This window comes from Bradyrhizobium sp. USDA 4538, from assembly GCF_024171045.1.
Lineage (GTDB): Bacteria > Pseudomonadota > Alphaproteobacteria > Rhizobiales > Xanthobacteraceae > Bradyrhizobium > Bradyrhizobium australafricanum.
Genome location: NZ_JALJZE010000001.1, coordinates 3,973,287 through 3,988,347, shown reverse-complemented (window position 1 = coordinate 3,988,347; position 15,061 = coordinate 3,973,287). Strand labels below are relative to the sequence as shown.

The window sequence follows — 15,061 nt, the reverse complement described above, 5'->3', positions numbered from 1 at the left end:
CCATCGATGAGGCCAGTAGCATAGACCCGCCCCCACGCGCCTCCCTAATGCGCGAAGGGATTAGGCAGGATCTAATGCGAGGCAGGCTGTTCCGCCTTGGTCCGTCTGCCGAAGCGGTTCTTTACACCCTCGCGCCAGCCCTGGAAGGTGACGAACAGCATCGGCACCAGGAAGATGCCGACCGAGCTTGCGGCGAGCATACCGCCGAACACCGCGGTGCCGACCGCACGGCGGCTGATTTCCGCGGCACCGGTCGCGACCACCAGCGGCACCAGGCCGAGGATGAAGGCAATTGATGTCATCATGACGGCGCGGAAGCGCATTTGCGCGCCCATCGTCGCGGCCTCCGCGATCGGCTTGCCGGCCTCGCGCTGCTCCTTGGCGAACTCGACGATCAGGATGCCGTTCTTGGCGGCGAGCGCGATCAGCACCACGAGGCCGATCTGACCGTAGAGATCGAGGTTGAGGCCCGCGAGCTTGATCGCAAGATAGGAACCGAACACGCCGACCGTGACCGATAGCAGCACGGGAATCGGGATCGTCCAGCTCTCATACAGCGCGACCAGGAACAGATAGGCAAACAGCACCGCGAGGCCGAGAATGATGCCGGTCTGGCCGGAGGCCGCCTGCTCCTGATAGGCCGTGCCGGTCCACTCGTAGGAATAGCCGGAAGGCAGCGTCGACTTGGAGAGCTCGGCCATCGTCGCGATCGCGGTGCCCGAGGACACGCCCGCCGCCGGGCTGCCGTTCACGGTGACCGAACGATAATTGTTGTAGCGCGTGATCACCTGCGGTCCGGTCACGATGCGCAGGCTTGCGATCGAACGGATCGGCACCATCTCGCCGCCGCTGTTGCGCACATAGATCTGCCAGATGTCGGGAATGTCGCGGCGATCGGCTGCATCGCCCTGCACATTGACCTGCCAGGTGCGGCCGAACAGGTTGAAGTTGTTGACGTAGATGCCGCCGAGCGTGGCCTGCAGCGCGGTGAAGACGTCGGCCATGTTGAGGCCGAGCGCCTGCGCCTTGGCGCGATCGATATCGAGATAGACCGACGGGTTGGTCGCGGTGAAGGTCGAGAACACGCGGGCCAGATTCGGATTGCGGTTGGCAGCACCGATCAGCCCGCCCATCACGCTGCTGAGCGAGGCCGGATCCTGCCCTTCGAGCGCCTCGAGCTGATATTCGAATCCGCCGGAGGTCGAAAGCCCGATGATCGGCGGCAGGTTGAACGGCAGCACCGAAGCCTGGCGAATCTGCGATCCCCCGACGAAGGTCTGCCCGATCGCCGCCTGCACCGAGTCGGTGACGGCCTTGCGGTCGGCGAACGCCTTCATGCGCGCCACCATGAATGCCGAATTCGGCTCGCTGGCACCGTCGAGCAGCGAGAAGCCGATGATCGACAGCACATGGTCGATCGCCGGATTCTTCTTTAAGAGCGCCTCGACCTGCTTGGTGACCTCGCTGGTGCGTGCCACCGACGCGCCGTCGGGCAATTGCACCGCGATGAAGAAGGCGCCCTGATCCTCCTCGGGCAGGAAGCCGGTCGGCGTGATCTTCGACACGCCGAACACCGCGCCGGCAAACACCAGCACCGCAACCAGTGACAGCACCGCCACACGAACCAGCCGTTGCACCACGCCGGCGTAGCGGTCGCGTACCCAGTCGATGCTGCCGAGCACCCGTCCCATGATGCCGCGGCGCGGCCCGCCATGACGCAGGAACACGGCGCACAGTGCCGGCGACAAGGTCAGCGCATTCAGCGCCGAGATCACCATCGCGGCGCTGATCGTCACCGCGAACTGGCGGAACAGCGTGCCGGAAATGCCGGGGATGAACGCGATCGGCACGAACACCGAGAGCAGCACCAGCGAGATCGCGATGATCGGCGCCGTGATCTGCGCCATCGCCTTCTTGGTGGCGTCGGCCGGCGACAGCTCCGGCTCCTCCTCCATGACGCGCTCGACGTTCTCGACCACGACGATGGCGTCGTCGACCACGATGCCGATCGCCAGCACCATCGCCAGCAGCGAGACCGTATTGGCGGAATAGCCGAGCGCCAGCAGCACCGCGAAGGCGCCGATCAGGCTGACCGGAACCGCGACCGCCGGGATCACCGTGGCGCGCAGATTGCCGAGGAACAGGAACACCACGATCACGACGAGCACGAAGGCCTCGCCGAGCGTCTTCATCACCTCCTTGATCGTATCGGACACGAAGGTGGTGGAGTCGTACTGCACGAGATAGGTCAGCCCCGGCGGAAACCGCTCCGACAGCCGCGCAAGCGTGGCCTGCACCGCCTTGGCCGTGGTCACGGCATTGGCGCCGGGCGCGAGATAGATGCCCATCGGCACGCCGGGATTGCCGTCGATCCGCGACTCCGAATCCATGTTCTGCGCGCCGATCTCGACGCGGGCAACGTCCCTGATCCGCAGCACCGATCCATCCGGATTGGCCCGCAGCACGATGTCGCCGAACTGCTTGGATGTCGTCAGGCGGCCCTGCGTCTGCACGTTGAACTGGAACTGCTGGTCATTGCTGATCGGACGCGCGCCGATGCGGCCGACCGGCGCCTGCACGCTTTGGGCCCGGATCGCGGCGATCACGTCCGACGGCGCCAGATTGAGGCTGGTCAGGCGCTGGGTGTCGAACCAGATCCGCATCGAATAGTTCAGCTTCGCGAACAGCGAGGCCTGTCCGACACCAGGCGTGCGCGAGATCGCGTCCAGCACGTTGATGATGGCGTAGTTGGTGATGAACAGCGGATCCTGATCGCCGCTCTTGCTGTACAGCACGATGAATTGCAGCACCGCCGAGGATTTCTTCTGCACGGTCAGGCCCTGCGCCTGCACCTCGGTCGGCAATTGCGCGAGCGCGCTTTGCACGCGGTTGTTGACGTTGACGGTGTTGATATCGGGATCGGTGCCGAGCGCGAAGGAGACCGTCAGCGTGTAGCTGCCGTCATTGCCACTGGTCGACTTCATGTAGAGCATCTTGTCGACGCCCACGACCTGCGCTTCCAGCGGCTGGGCGACGCTCGATTCCACCACTTCGGCCGATGCGCCGGGGAATACGGCGGAGACCGTGACCTGCGGCGGCACGATGTCCGGAAACTGCGCGACCGGAATCTGCATCAGCGCCAGCGCGCCCGCGATCGTGATCACGAACGCGATGACGATCGCAAGCCGCGGACGATCGACGAAGACGGCAGAAATCATGGGTTATTACCCGTCGATTTCGGCGCGCTGCTCGCGGCGCCATCCGCCGAAACCTTCATGCTCGACTGGATCAGCGCGCTGACGGGCCCCGGCGCCACCACCTCGCCCGGCTTGACCTTCTGCAACCCCTCGACGACGACCTTGTCGCCGAGCGAGATGCCGCTCGTCACCGCCGCGATCGTTGCTGTCGATTGCCCAAGCTGGATCCGCCTTTGCTCGGCCTTGTTGTCCGCGCCGACGACATAGACATATTCGCCTTGCTGGTCCGACAGCACCGCCGAACGCGGGATCGCGAGCACCTCGACCGGCTGCACGCCTTCGAGGAGAACGGTCACGAACTCATTGTCGGTGAGTTCGCGGAGCGAGCCGCCGGCCGCGACGGAAGTATATGTCGGCGGATTGGGGATGGTGCCGCGCAGGGAGATGGTATCGGTGTTCTGCGCGATCGTGTTGTTGACGAAGTTCAGTTCGCCGGTCTTGTCGAAGAGCCGGCCGTCCGGCAACCGCAGGCGGATGACGACGGCCTTGAAGCCGCCGCGCGTCGCATAACGGTCGCGCAGATCGAGCGCCTCGCGCACCGGCACGGGAAAGGTGACGTACATCGGGTCCTGGCTGACGATTGTCGTCAGGGTTCCCGAGCTCGGCGTCACGACGTTGCCCTCGGTGACCGCGGTGCGTCCGATCCTGCCGTCGATCGGCGAGTGGATCATGGTGTAGTCGAGATTGATCTGGGACAGGTCGACCTGCGCCTGCGCGGCCTGCACCTGCGCCTCGAGGCTCTGCTGGTTGGCGACCGCCGCATCAACATTGGATTGCTGGCCGGCCGGGCCGCCCATCAGAGCCTTGGCGCGATCGGTGGTCAGCTTGGCGTTGACCAGCGTCGCCTGCAACTGAGCGACCTGTGCCTTCTTCGATGCGAGATCGGCTTCGAACGGTCCGCGCTCGAGTTGATACAAGAGATCACCGGCCTTGACCTCGGAGCCCTCGACAAAGTTCCGCTTGTCCAGGAACGCGGTCACACGCGCCACCACGTTGACGCGGTTGGGGGCTTCGATGCGTCCGAGAAATTCATTGGTTTCGGTGATCGGCCGCTTCACCGCCTCGAACACGCCCACGGCAGGAGGCCCGGGTGGCCCCGCCTGGGCATGGGCCGCCGATACTCCCGCCGCCATTAGTCCCGCCGATACGAGAAACCCTGCCAAGCCACCGAGCATGCGTTCCGTACCACTCATGCAGTCCAACCCTTCGGCTACCAACAGACGCTACGAGACGGATATGACGTCGAGTTCCCTCAGACCCGAAGGTCAGGATGGGCAGGTGCGTTGCAGCAGATCATAACGCGGCCAATCCGACAATGCTGTAAGCTGATCGCGATCGTTGCGCCGATCCCGACGACAGCCAGCTTTGTGAAGCGCTGCGACGCCACCATGACACAGCCATTGCGGCCGCGCGGACCAGCTCAGTACATGCCGCCGGCGCCGAAAGCTCCCGTCAATGTGATCCCACACGAGCGCACTCTCGGTACCCTCGAGGTCAGGCTGCGCTCACAACGCGATGGCGTTCTTCAAGCGAGAGGTGTCTTGATAGGCTGGCGACGCCAGACGTTCGGATAGCCACGGCCGCGCGCGCTTGCCGCTGACCTCGTGCACACCGTCGAAGATGTCCATGTCGATCAAATGCGGATGGCCTGACGATGCGTAGATCGACTGCATTTGAGAAAACTTTTCATCCCGCCCAAGTTCCAGCGCGTTTGCACCGTCACGGCTCCCGATCTCGACGAACAGCGGGCACGGGCAGAGCAAGTACGCCAGCTCCGCGCCGGCGTACTTGGCGCGGCCGTTGCTGAAATGAATGTAAGCCGCAAGTTCGACGCCGAGATTCCTGGTGATCACGGATGACGTCAGAAACTTCTTCTCGTCGCGCATATATCCGGACACGACAGTCGGCCGCATCCGCCCCGTCGCGGCTTCCAGATGCAGCGCGAGAAAGGCGCCCCAGGACACCCCGTAGACGCCGACATTCAAACCCGACACGCCGGTGAGCTTCCTGCAAACGATTTCGCCGGCGTCAAGCGATGCGCATGACACGTTGTGCGCGGAGACACCGTGGGATGCCAGCATCGCGGCGATGTTGTTCTGGCTCTCCTGATTTCCGATCTGGATGATGTAAGGACACCAGACGACGTAGCCGTCCCCACATAGCCGTTTGCCGAGCGCGTTCATGTAGTCCTTGTCGGCATCGTCGAAGCAGCGCTCCGGCGTGCTCGCCATGCCGTGGCCGAGCAGGATCAACCCCTTGAATTCTCCGTCGGGAATTCCAAGACATCCGCGCACCGGCACGCCGCATTCCAGATCGAACTCGACCTTCACGACCGAGAAGCCATCCGCGGGCGCGCGCCAGTGAACCCGGATCTCGTCGTGCGACGGCCGATAAAGCCGCCGCGCCCGGAACAGAGATCGCATCTCTCCGCGAATCTCCGAACCGGTTGCGACCGCATGCAGCCTGCCGCTTGCCGCGATATCGAACAACGACCGGCAGAACTGATCGTAGCCAAGGGTCGGCAAGTCGACATTCGCGCATGATCCCTGGCAATGGTCCAGCGCCAGCCTGTCGTTGCCGGTCCGCGACGAGGGGCCGACCAGCGTCATCAACAATCCGGAAAGAGCCCTGCGACTGATCATCGACTCTCCCCGAGCCGACGATGGCTCGCATGAATGTCAGAGGTGGCCGCTCCAAGCGCGATGAGACCCGGTTTGAATCGTCATCGCGCTTAAGGCCGCCCCTTAGGCATGATCCTTTTCGGAAAACCGCTTCGCACTTTTCCGGATCATGCCCTAGCTGGCGCCACGGGTTGCGCGGATACAAATTAAAGGATGTTCATGCTCGAACGATCGCGTGCAGCGTTGCAAATGTGTGACGCCGGCGGGGCTGGCGCAGCGCCAGTCACGCCAATCGGGATTCGAGATGCTTCCGAATATTTCCACCTGTCACGCAGCTTCGATTTTGCCACACGCGGCGATGATCGTCGGGCCCTGATTATCGGGTCTTCATCAAGTCTCTATCGAGTCTCTATCAAGTCTTGGGCCTGCCCCGCCGACCTGGCATCGGCCTTGGAATGCGTCGTCCGGGCGCCGGCGGCCGCGCGCCGGGTCGCAGCCGAGCGAGCGAGGCTCCAGGCGCCCGCGCGAAAATCGCGAAGAAGAGCGGCGAAAACGTCGTAATTCCCTCCTGATGCGCGTGAACGCGCACCGGAATAACCCGGACTCGTGGCTCGGGCTGAATTGCTTTACGCAATATTTCCGGGGTAGCCGGGTTTATCTATTGGGCAACAACGGTTTTTGGGATGACCGATGGCGAACGACCTGCACGAGCATCTGATTGAACTGGCCTATGAGGCCGCGGTCATCCCCGAATTGTGGCCGAATGTCCTGCATCAGGTCGGTGCAATCGCGCGTGCGCGCGGTATCGTGCTGCTGACGGCGGCCCCACACGACGTCCGCTGGGTCGCGTCGCCCGACATGCACGACGACACGGTGGCCTATGTCGAGGGCGGCTGGCACGAGCGCAACGGGCGATTGCCGCGCCTGCTCGCGGCCAACCATGCCGGCTTCCTGCGCGACATCGACGTGTTCGATACGCCCGAGGAGGTGCAGCAGGACTTCCAGATCCGCGAATTCTTCCGCCCGCGCGGGCTCGGATGGGGCGCCGGTACTGCGATCGCGGTGCCGAGCGGCGACGTGCTGATCTACAGCGTCGAGCGCGAATACCAGCACGGACCGATCGAGCGGGAAGCAATCGAGCAGCTCGACGCGCTGCGGCCGCATCTGGCGCGTGCCGCGCTGCTGTCGGCACGGCTCGGGATGGAGCGCGCCAGGGCGGCAACCGAATCGCTGGCGATGCTCGGCCTGCCCGCGGCAGTGCTGCGGCGCGGCGGCCGCCTGATGGCGGCCAACGCGCTGTTCGACCGCCTCGTGCCCGACGTGATGCAGGATCGCGGCGAGCGCCTGACGCTGGCGGCGACCACTGCCGACGCGCTGTTCGCCCAGGCGCTGGCCGCACTTGATCAGGGACTGATCGGCGTGGAGGTACGCTCGGTGCCGATCGCGGCGCAGGAGGATCGGCCGCCGCTGATCGTGCATCTGGTCCCGATCCACGGCGCAGCGCGTGACCTGTTCGATCGCGCGGCGGCGATCGTGATCGTGACGCCGGTGGTGCCGGCCGAGGTGCCGACCGCGGAGGTGCTGCAGGGCCTGTTCGACTTGACGCCGGCGGAGGCGCGCGTCGCGCGCGGCATTGGCGAAGGACGCACCGTCGAGGCAATCGCCGGCGCATTCGGCATTTCCCGCGAAACGGTTCGCAACCAGCTCAAGGCGGTGTTGGCCAAGACCGGACTGGGCCGGCAGGTCGAGCTGGCCAGACTGCTCGCCGGCGCGAAGGTGCCGCCGGGGTCGTCAGGAGACTAGCGCACGCCGCGCAAGCCTCGGTACAGGGGTCGATGCGATCCTCCGGGAATTCGCAAAACGATCGCATGTTCAAACGGCACCGGTTACGCTAGGGGTAGCTCCCGTCCCTCCGTGCGCCCTCCCGGCGCATGTCCAGTCAATGAGTGCATCTGAATGGCCGAAGCCGACCTCGACGCCGTCATCCGGCAAACCGCAAAAGCGCAGACCAAGGCCGTGATGGCGGCTGCCAAGAAACGCCAGGCCGTCTGGGTCACGCGCGCCGCCAAGGCCAAGGACAAGGAGACCAAGGCGCGCTTCCGCTTCCTGGCCAAGAGCACGATGATGAACGCAACCGCGACCGCCAAGCGGTTGCAGAATTCGGCCGAGAACGCCGCCGACGCCTATGCGCGCGCCATGAAGAAGGCGATGGAAGAGCCGCCGCCGGCCAAGAAGCCTACGAAGAAGAAAGCCGACGGCTAGTCGATGCCGCGTTACGTCGCCCTGCTGCGCGCGGTCAATGTCGGCGGCACCGGCAAGCTGCCGATGACCGAGTTGAAGGCGATGTGCGTCGACGAGGGATTTGCCGACGCGCAGACCTATATCGCCAGCGGCAATGTCGTATTCTCCTCGAAGCTCGGCGCGGCCAAGGTCAAGGCCGCGCTGGAGCGGCGGCTGCAGGCCTATGCCGGCAAGCCGGTCGGCATCGTCATCCGCAGCGCGGACGAGATCGCCGCGGTGCTGAGGGCCAATCCGTTTCCGAAAGCGCCGCCGAACTATACTGTCGCGATCTTCCTCGACGAGCCGCCGCCGAAGGATGCCTTGAAGGACATCAAGGGCCAGCAGGACGAAGAGGTGCGGCTCGGCAAGCGCGAGATCTATGTCGCCTATGGCAGCGGCATGGGCCGCTCGAAGCTGAAGATCCCCGCCGCCGCCAAGGGTACCGCGCGCAACATCAACACCATCGCGAAGCTCGCCGAGCTGGCGGCGGGTGACAACGAGGGTTAGTTCGCCCATTGAAATCCGTCATCCTGAGGAGCGCGCACTTGCGCGCGTCTCGAAGGATCGACGGCCCGGCTGGTGGCCGATTCATCCTTCGAGGCTCGCCCCGCTCGCGCCTCAGGATGACGGTCAAGCAGTCTGACAGCTAACTTTCCCGGACCGCGAATCCTTCGGAGCTGAGCCTTGCCAGCACGTCCTCCAGATGGGCGCGGTCGCGGGTTTCGATCACGAGCTCGAGCAGCGTCGCCTTCGCCGGAAGGTCGGAGAAGGTGCGCTGATGCGAGACCTCGATGATATTGGCGCCGGCATCGGCAAGCAGGATCGACACCGCCGCGAGCTGTCCGGGCCGGTCGACGATGTCGAGCGCCAGTTGCGTCAGTCGTCCCTCGCGCGCGAGCTCGCGGGTCAGGACCGAGGCAATCAGCCTGGTGTCGATATTGCCGCCGGTCAGCACCAGGCCGACTGAGCTGCCCGCAAAGCGCTCGGGAGCTGCGAGCACCGCCGCGAGACCGGCGGCGCCGGCGCCTTCGACCACCGTCTTTTCGATCGAGATCAGGGTCGCGACCGCGCGCTCGATCTGGTCCTCGCTGACCAGGATGATGTCGTCAACGAGCTCGCGCACGATTTTCGTGGTGATCTGCCCGGGCGCCTTGACCGCAATGCCCTCGGCGAGGGTGTCGCCGCGCATCGGCAGCTGCTCGCCTTTGACCGCATTGTACATTGACGGATAGAGCTGGGCCTGCACGCCGACGACCTGGATCGACGGCTTCAGTGCCTTCGCGGCCGTGGCGATGCCCGAGATCAGCCCGCCGCCGCCGATCGGTACCACCAGGATATCGAGCTCCGGCACCGTCGCGAGCATTTCAAGTCCGATCGTGCCTTGCCCTGCAATGATCAACGGATCGTCATAGGGATGGATCAGGATCAGGCCCTTCTGCGCAGCATGCGAGCCAACGAACGCGAAGCATTCTTCCAGCGTCTGCCCGGTGATGATGACCTCGGCGCCGTGCCGCCTGGTGTTCTCGATCTTCACCATCGGCGTCCCGATCGGCATCACGATGGTAGCGGGGATGCCGAGCCGCTTGGCGTGATAGGCCACGCCCTGGGCGTGATTGCCGGCAGACATCGCGATCACGCCGCGCTTGCGCTCCTCTGGCGACAGCGCCTGCAGGCGATTCAGCGCGCCGCGCTCCTTGAACGTCGCGGTGAACTGCAGGTTCTCGAATTTGAGGAACAGGCGGCAGCCGCAGATCTCGCCCAGCGTGCGGCTCTCGTTGCAGGCCGTGACCATGACCGCATCCCGGATCACATCCGCGGCACGGCGTATGTCGGCAAGGGTGATGGCGGCGGTATGGGCAGGCTGCGGCATCGGGTTTCGCTTTGGTCCGTTTCGTCAGACGGAACCTAGCGGGTTTCGGCGCCGAACACGACCGCGCTTTAGCGTGCGGTCAACACCCGTTCCTCCGGCCTCGCCGGCCCGGTCAGTTGAACCTCATCACATTTCGGGCATACCAGCGCGGTGCGGAAATGCTTGTCGAGCACAATGGTTCGCGTCCTGCCGCACTGGCAGCGCATCGGCTTATCCATGGAAGACCGGCCCGGGTTAGAGATGCAAGGAAAGCGTGCGCCCGGCTACCTCGGTCCGGTTAACCCAATATGACTTGAGGCCGGATAATTTGTCGCGCGGCTAGAAGAGACCAGCGCTGAGATCGAGGCCGTAGCTTGCCCTGAGCGCCGCGACGAACAGGACCGCGGAGGCAAGCAGCAGGACATGCCGGGCGATGCTGCTCCGAAGCGAATTGGCCGGAAACGCGCGTGCGATCGATTGAGCCAAAGCAGTCATTTGCGACCTCCGGAGCCACCTCCCGAAGGTAGGTCGCGGGCAGCGCAGTGAGGTTCAATGCGGCTCGCGGATCGGCCGGCGGCGCGCCAATGTGCTCTGTTCGGGATCACTCGGTGCCCGCACCCGATTCTTGAAGCGGTGACCGACCACGATCAGCCTGCCCTCGGCGCGGATTACGGTATCGGCCGATGGCGCGGACGGCAGATTGTCTTGCGTGACCGCTTCCAGTGCACGCAGGAACTCGCTACCGGCCGATGTGATCTCCCAGCCTTCGACGTCACGGAGCACATAGCCATGGCTAAAGATGTCGAGTTCGGGGACCCGCGACGCCAGACGTTTGATCCGCGCATGCCAATCGTCGCCGCTCGATGAGAGCACGGCGAGATCGTGCTTGAGTGAATTGATTGTGGCTTTGCCGCGGACGTGACTGGCCAATATTTTTAAGATCGCAACCTGTATGCTCAACTCGACGCCTCGACCGCCACGGTTCTTTTTGTTCTGCGCAGCCGACCTGGAAATTATCGCGCTGATGACTCAGGCGTCCAGTCATCAGCGCCAGTTATCCAGAACCCGACAAGACGGTATCGACTTACGCCGCGCGTGATGCGCCGACGCGGCGCTCGGGCCGGTGCGACGACATCGATTCCTCCTCCATATCCTGCGGCGCGCCCCAAAATTCCTGCACGGTGGGCCCGTTCTTCAACCTCTTGTCGCGCAGAAAGCCGAGGATTTCGTGCGGCCAGACCCGGCGGCCCATCTGCGTGTACCAGCGCATCGCGTGACGAAGTCCGGCGTCGCGGTGAAGCAGCACGCGAAGCAGCGCCTTCGGGCGGCACTGCAGCACCATCTCGGTGAACTTGAACCAGAGCAGCACGCGCCATGGCGGCATGTGCCGGGTCGCCAGCACCTGATGCTTGTAGTCCCAGAGCCTGCGATCGGTCTGGATGACGCGCCGCTCCGCCGCGAGACGGAAATAGGGCGTCCAGCGATGCGGCGTGACGTAGAGCATCTGGATCTGGTCGGGATCATAGGACAACAGCTGCCTGAGACCGCGCCAATGATCGCGATCGGTCTCCTCCTCGAAGCCGACCACCCAGGTCGCCATCGACAGGATGCCGTGCTGGCGCATCAAGCGGATGGCTTCGCGATCGATCGTGGTGGTCGCGCCCTTGCGGATCAGCTCCAGCGTCTTCTCGTCGGTGTTCTCCATGCCGAGCAGGAAGCGCTGCCACCCCGCTTTCTTGTAGAGATGCAGGATGTCGGCATCGCGCACGATGTCGTCGGCGCGGGTCGAGCCGACGAGGATCAGATCGACATCCTCCGCGATCAAGGCCTCGAGAAAGGCCCGCCACGCCTTCTTCGAGACGGTCGGATTCTCGTCGGCGAAATTGATCACCTTGACGCCGTGCTCGCGATGGAGCCGCGCCAGCTCCTTCGCAAACCGCACGGGATCGCGACGCCGCCATCGCGTCCAGAAGCCGCGCTGGCCGCAGTAATTGCAGAGATGCGGACAGCCGCGCGAGAACTGCACGACGACGGCGCACAGGCCGCCCCAATAGCTGTAGCGCGCGTGATCGATCAATTCCCAGCCGATGCGATAGGCATCGAGATCACGGATGACAGGCGCAGGCGGCGTGACGCGCGGCCCATAATCGTCGCGGAATGCGATGCCGTTGATGATGCGAAGATCCTCGCCGGCCTCCAGCGCCCGCATCAGACGCCGCGCGGTCTCTTCGCCCTCGCCGCGCACGATCGCGGTGACGTAGCGCTCCTCGCGCAGGATGTCGCGCCAGTGATAGGTCGGAAACACGCCGCCATAGACGATCCGGACACCGGGCACGGCCTTGACGACCGCCTGCGCCACCTCGGCGATGACAGGATGGCCCGACGTCGAGCCGGAATGGCCGAACAGCACCGCATCCGGTGCAAATCTCGATGCCTCCGCCACGATGGCTTGGACCGGCATCGGCCCGAACTCGGCATCGATAAGACCAACGTCGTGGCCGTCATCGATCAGGGGGCCGCCGATCGACAGCAGGCCGAGTGGCGGCAGATGGTCGTCGGGGATCCGGCTGCCGATCGCCGGATGCGGTACATTGATGAGAAGAATGCGCATGGATGATCGCTCCCGCTTTGGTTGGCGTGATCGTTCGTCCCCGCATCTTGTGAGAGAGAGCCCAACCCGCCGGCCGGGCTTTAGGAAGAGAGCAGTTGGCGCGGCTTGACGCGCTAGAGGTTCGGCACCTCCGCCGGCGCGATCGCGGTCAGTCCGCCGAAGCGGCGCTCGCGGCGATGGAAGGAGCCGAGTGCGTCGGCGAGATCGTCGGCATCGAATTCGGGCCACATCCGCTCGGTGAAATGCAGCTCGGCATAGGCACCCTCCCAGAGCAGGAAGTCCGACAGCCGCTTCTCGCCCGAAGTGCGGATGATCAGGTCGACGTCGCGCAGCCCGGCCTCGCCGGTAATGAGATCGGAGAACGTCTCGCGGCTGAGCTCGCCGGCGCCGGCCGCGCGCGCGGCGGCGTTCAGGATGGCGTCGCGCGCCGAATAGTCGATCGCGATGCGCAGATGCAGCGTGGTGCCGCCGGCGGTCTCGGCCTCGGCGCGCGTGATCGCGGCGGCGATGCCGTCGGGCAGCCGGTCGCGGCGGCCGATCACGGTGAGGCGAACGCCGTTGCGCACGAGCGCGGCGATCTCATTGGCGAGATAGAACCGCAGCAGCCCCATCAGCGCCGCGACCTCGGCCTTCGGACGGCGCCAATTGTCGCTCGAGAAGGCGTAGAGCGTTAGCGTGCCGACGCCCTGGTCCGGTGCGGCCTCGACGATGCGGCGGATCGCCTCGACGCCGGCCTCGTGTCCGCGCAGGCGCGACAGGCCGCGCCGCGTTGCCCAGCGGCCATTGCCATCCATGATGATGCCGACATGGAGCCTGAAGGCGGCTTCCGGCTTGAGCGCGACGTTACTTTGCATCACAAAGTCTCCGGACAAAAATGAGATGGTTCAAACCGGCTGGATACCGAGGCGGCCAGCTGCGCCGTCGTCCTTGCCGGCGGCCTTTTCTGCCGTGCCGGCGGCCCTCTCGGCCGTGCCGGCGGCCTTGGCCGCGTCACGCACCAGCTGCTCGAGCACGGCGAGATAGTCGAGGAAGCGGCGACGACCGCTCTTGGTCAGGCGGCAGGTGGTGTGCGGACGATTGCCTTCATAGCCCTTGATGACGTCGACGAGACCGGCCTCCTGCAGCACCTGGAGGTGCCGGCTGAGGTTGCCGTCGGTCAGGCCGCAGAGCTGCTTGAGATCGGCAAAGGCGAGCCCCTTCGGATGCGCCATCAGCGAGGTCAGCAGGCCGAGCCGCGCCTTCTCGTGGATGACGCGGTCGAGGCCGTCATAGGCGAACGGCGCGGTGGTCAGGTCAGTCTTCGGCATCATGGCCTCCGGAAGCGAAATAGAGCAGCGCTGCGAGCAGCAACTGGCCGATCGCGAATGGCAGTCCCATGGTCCAGGGCGACAGCGCGTGGCTCTGGCTTGCGATCAAGAGCACCGTGAAGCCCGACAGGAAATACCAGGCGCCGCCGAGCGCGATCGTGCGCGGCAGCAGGCGGACCGAAGCGAACACGCCGAGGCTGACCAGCACCTGCCACAGGCCGGGCAGCATCCACAACGTCTCGGGCGCGAACTTCCATTGCAGGATCGCGAGCAGCACGCCGGCGATCGCCGCGGGAACGAACTGCTCGATCGCCTGCTGGACCATCGCGTCCGCAAGGCCGGAATGATGCCGCCGCGAGCGCGCCTGCATCTCGATCCAGATCAGCACGGCGGAGACCAACGCGGCCGCCGCCCAGCCTGCGAGGAACGCGATCGGATGAGCGGTGGGATCGGCGAGCCAGAGATATTGCGCAAGCGCCGTGACCAGCGCGATGCCGCTGGTGGCGGCGACGGTTGCCGGACCGTAGCCGCGGAACGCCGTTCCGGCCGCAATCTGGCTGCGGATGGCGAGGATATCGGCCAACGCCTTGTCGAGGTCACGCATGATTCGCCTGAACTTTGTATTGCAAAGTATACGGGATCACCAAGTAAACGCAAGCGGCATCGCGCGGCTTGCCGAGCGTGATGTTTAACAGCTGGTTACTGCGCGGATTGCGGCGAAACCGTGCCGCGTCAGACCTTCACCAGGCTGGCGAAGCCGCCATAGATCATCCGCTTGCCGTCGAACGGCACGTCACCCATGCTCATCGATGCCAGGCGCGGATCGGCCATCACCTTGGCGTTGATCCGGTCGCGCTGGGCGCGCGACTTGTAGGTAATCCAGGCGAACACGACGGTTTCGCCGGCCTTCAGTTTCACGCTCTGCGGAAACGAGGTCAGCTTGCCCGGCTTGACGTCGTCGGCGACCCATTCGCGATAATCCAACGCGCCATACTCGCGCCAGACCTTACCGGCCTTCTTCGAGAGTTGCGCATAGGCTTTGAGTTTCTTCTTCGGCACGGCGACGATGAATCCATCGACGTAAGGCATTGGGCGGTTTCCTGCTGTTTGGGCTCCCTCTCATTGCGAGCGCCAGC

14 protein-coding genes are annotated in these 15,061 nt (G+C 64.8%); 3 read left to right on the top strand and 11 right to left on the bottom strand.

Translation table 11 applies throughout. The annotated features are described in order from the left end of the window. Positions 1-71 precede the first annotated feature (71 nt). From J2R78_RS17955 to J2R78_RS17945, 3 genes are all read right to left on the bottom strand, one after another. Entirely contained in the window at positions 72-3,218 is a 3,147-nt protein-coding gene (locus J2R78_RS17955) for an efflux RND transporter permease subunit (protein ID WP_225646657.1), read from the bottom strand. Continuing rightward, a complete protein-coding gene (locus tag J2R78_RS17950; RefSeq protein ID WP_253609848.1) occupies positions 3,215-4,390 on the bottom strand; it encodes an efflux RND transporter periplasmic adaptor subunit in 1,176 nt (391 codons plus the stop codon). The genes J2R78_RS17955 and J2R78_RS17950 overlap by 4 nt, the downstream gene beginning before the upstream one ends. Positions 4,391-4,762: 372 nt before the next feature. After that, positions 4,763-5,899, bottom strand: coding sequence for a hypothetical protein (locus tag J2R78_RS17945; RefSeq protein ID WP_253605920.1), 1,137 nt, complete (start codon positions 5,897-5,899; stop codon positions 4,763-4,765). 669 nt (positions 5,900-6,568) lie between these two features. Between J2R78_RS17945 and J2R78_RS17940 the strand changes: the two genes are divergently transcribed. From J2R78_RS17940 to J2R78_RS17930, 3 genes are all read left to right on the top strand, one after another. Further along, entirely contained in the window at positions 6,569-7,681 is a 1,113-nt protein-coding gene (locus tag J2R78_RS17940) for a helix-turn-helix transcriptional regulator (protein WP_253605918.1), read from the top strand. Positions 7,682-7,834: 153 nt separating this feature from the next. Further along, the gene (locus J2R78_RS17935; RefSeq protein ID WP_092080911.1) at positions 7,835-8,140 is read left to right on the top strand and encodes a hypothetical protein; all 306 of its coding nucleotides are present in this window, start codon (positions 7,835-7,837) and stop codon (positions 8,138-8,140) included. A gap of 3 nt (positions 8,141-8,143) precedes the next feature. Further along, entirely contained in the window at positions 8,144-8,665 is a 522-nt protein-coding gene (locus J2R78_RS17930) for a DUF1697 domain-containing protein (RefSeq protein WP_253605916.1), read from the top strand. A 139-nt stretch (positions 8,666-8,804) separates the two neighbouring features. Here J2R78_RS17930 and J2R78_RS17925 read toward each other — a convergent pair whose 3' ends face one another. The 8 genes from J2R78_RS17925 to J2R78_RS17890 form a co-directional block, all read right to left on the bottom strand. Beyond that, complete coding sequence (locus J2R78_RS17925) at positions 8,805-10,028, bottom strand: threonine ammonia-lyase (protein WP_253605914.1); 1,224 nt, start codon at positions 10,026-10,028, stop codon at positions 8,805-8,807. 318 nt (positions 10,029-10,346) lie between these two features. Next, positions 10,347-10,502 carry a response regulator gene (locus tag J2R78_RS17920; RefSeq protein WP_225162097.1) on the bottom strand — a complete coding sequence of 52 codons (156 nt, stop codon included), beginning with the start codon at positions 10,500-10,502 and terminating at the stop codon, positions 10,347-10,349. 54 nt (positions 10,503-10,556) lie between these two features. Continuing rightward, positions 10,557-10,880 (bottom strand): aminoacyl-tRNA deacylase, encoded by a 324-nt coding sequence (locus J2R78_RS17915; RefSeq protein ID WP_253605912.1) that lies wholly within the window; start codon positions 10,878-10,880, stop codon positions 10,557-10,559. A 211-nt stretch (positions 10,881-11,091) separates the two neighbouring features. Beyond that, entirely contained in the window at positions 11,092-12,618 is a 1,527-nt protein-coding gene (gene bchE / locus J2R78_RS17910) for a magnesium-protoporphyrin IX monomethyl ester anaerobic oxidative cyclase (protein WP_253605911.1), read from the bottom strand. 113 nt (positions 12,619-12,731) lie between these two features. Beyond that, on the bottom strand, positions 12,732-13,472 hold the full coding sequence (locus J2R78_RS17905; RefSeq protein WP_057015350.1) for a di-trans,poly-cis-decaprenylcistransferase: 741 nt from the start codon (positions 13,470-13,472) through the stop codon (positions 12,732-12,734). 30 nt (positions 13,473-13,502) lie between these two features. After that, the gene (locus J2R78_RS17900; protein WP_253609847.1) at positions 13,503-13,925 is read right to left on the bottom strand and encodes a transcriptional regulator; all 423 of its coding nucleotides are present in this window, start codon (positions 13,923-13,925) and stop codon (positions 13,503-13,505) included. Then, on the bottom strand, positions 13,912-14,529 hold the full coding sequence (locus J2R78_RS17895) for a hypothetical protein (protein ID WP_057015349.1): 618 nt from the start codon (positions 14,527-14,529) through the stop codon (positions 13,912-13,914). The genes J2R78_RS17900 and J2R78_RS17895 overlap by 14 nt, the downstream gene beginning before the upstream one ends. A 128-nt stretch (positions 14,530-14,657) precedes the next feature. After that, the gene (locus tag J2R78_RS17890) at positions 14,658-15,014 is read right to left on the bottom strand and encodes a DUF1428 domain-containing protein (protein ID WP_028335567.1); all 357 of its coding nucleotides are present in this window, start codon (positions 15,012-15,014) and stop codon (positions 14,658-14,660) included. Positions 15,015-15,061 lie beyond the last annotated feature (47 nt).

Bases quoted from the DNA above. Each gene is read 5' to 3' on its own strand.
- J2R78_RS17900 (WP_253609847.1), bottom strand. From the start codon at position 13,925: ATGCCGAAGACTGACCTGACCACCGCGCCGTTCGCCTATGACGGCCTC.
- bchE (WP_253605911.1), bottom strand. From the start codon at position 12,618: ATGCGCATTCTTCTCATCAATGTACCGCATCCGGCGATCGGCAGCCGG.
- J2R78_RS17925 (WP_253605914.1), bottom strand. From the start codon at position 10,028: ATGCCGCAGCCTGCCCATACCGCCGCCATCACCCTTGCCGACATACGC.
- J2R78_RS17895 (WP_057015349.1), bottom strand. From the start codon at position 14,529: ATGCGTGACCTCGACAAGGCGTTGGCCGATATCCTCGCCATCCGCAGC.
- J2R78_RS17905 (WP_057015350.1), bottom strand. From the start codon at position 13,472: ATGCAAAGTAACGTCGCGCTCAAGCCGGAAGCCGCCTTCAGGCTCCAT.
- J2R78_RS17950 (WP_253609848.1), bottom strand. From the start codon at position 4,390: ATGGCGGCGGGAGTATCGGCGGCCCATGCCCAGGCGGGGCCACCCGGG.
- J2R78_RS17955 (WP_225646657.1), bottom strand. From the start codon at position 3,218: ATGATTTCTGCCGTCTTCGTCGATCGTCCGCGGCTTGCGATCGTCATC.
- J2R78_RS17940 (WP_253605918.1), top strand. From the start codon at position 6,569: ATGGCGAACGACCTGCACGAGCATCTGATTGAACTGGCCTATGAGGCC.
- J2R78_RS17945 (WP_253605920.1), bottom strand. From the start codon at position 5,899: ATGATCAGTCGCAGGGCTCTTTCCGGATTGTTGATGACGCTGGTCGGC.
- J2R78_RS17935 (WP_092080911.1), top strand. From the start codon at position 7,835: ATGGCCGAAGCCGACCTCGACGCCGTCATCCGGCAAACCGCAAAAGCG.
- J2R78_RS17920 (WP_225162097.1), bottom strand. From the start codon at position 10,502: ATGACTGCTTTGGCTCAATCGATCGCACGCGCGTTTCCGGCCAATTCG.
- J2R78_RS17890 (WP_028335567.1), bottom strand. From the start codon at position 15,014: ATGCCTTACGTCGATGGATTCATCGTCGCCGTGCCGAAGAAGAAACTC.
- J2R78_RS17930 (WP_253605916.1), top strand. From the start codon at position 8,144: ATGCCGCGTTACGTCGCCCTGCTGCGCGCGGTCAATGTCGGCGGCACC.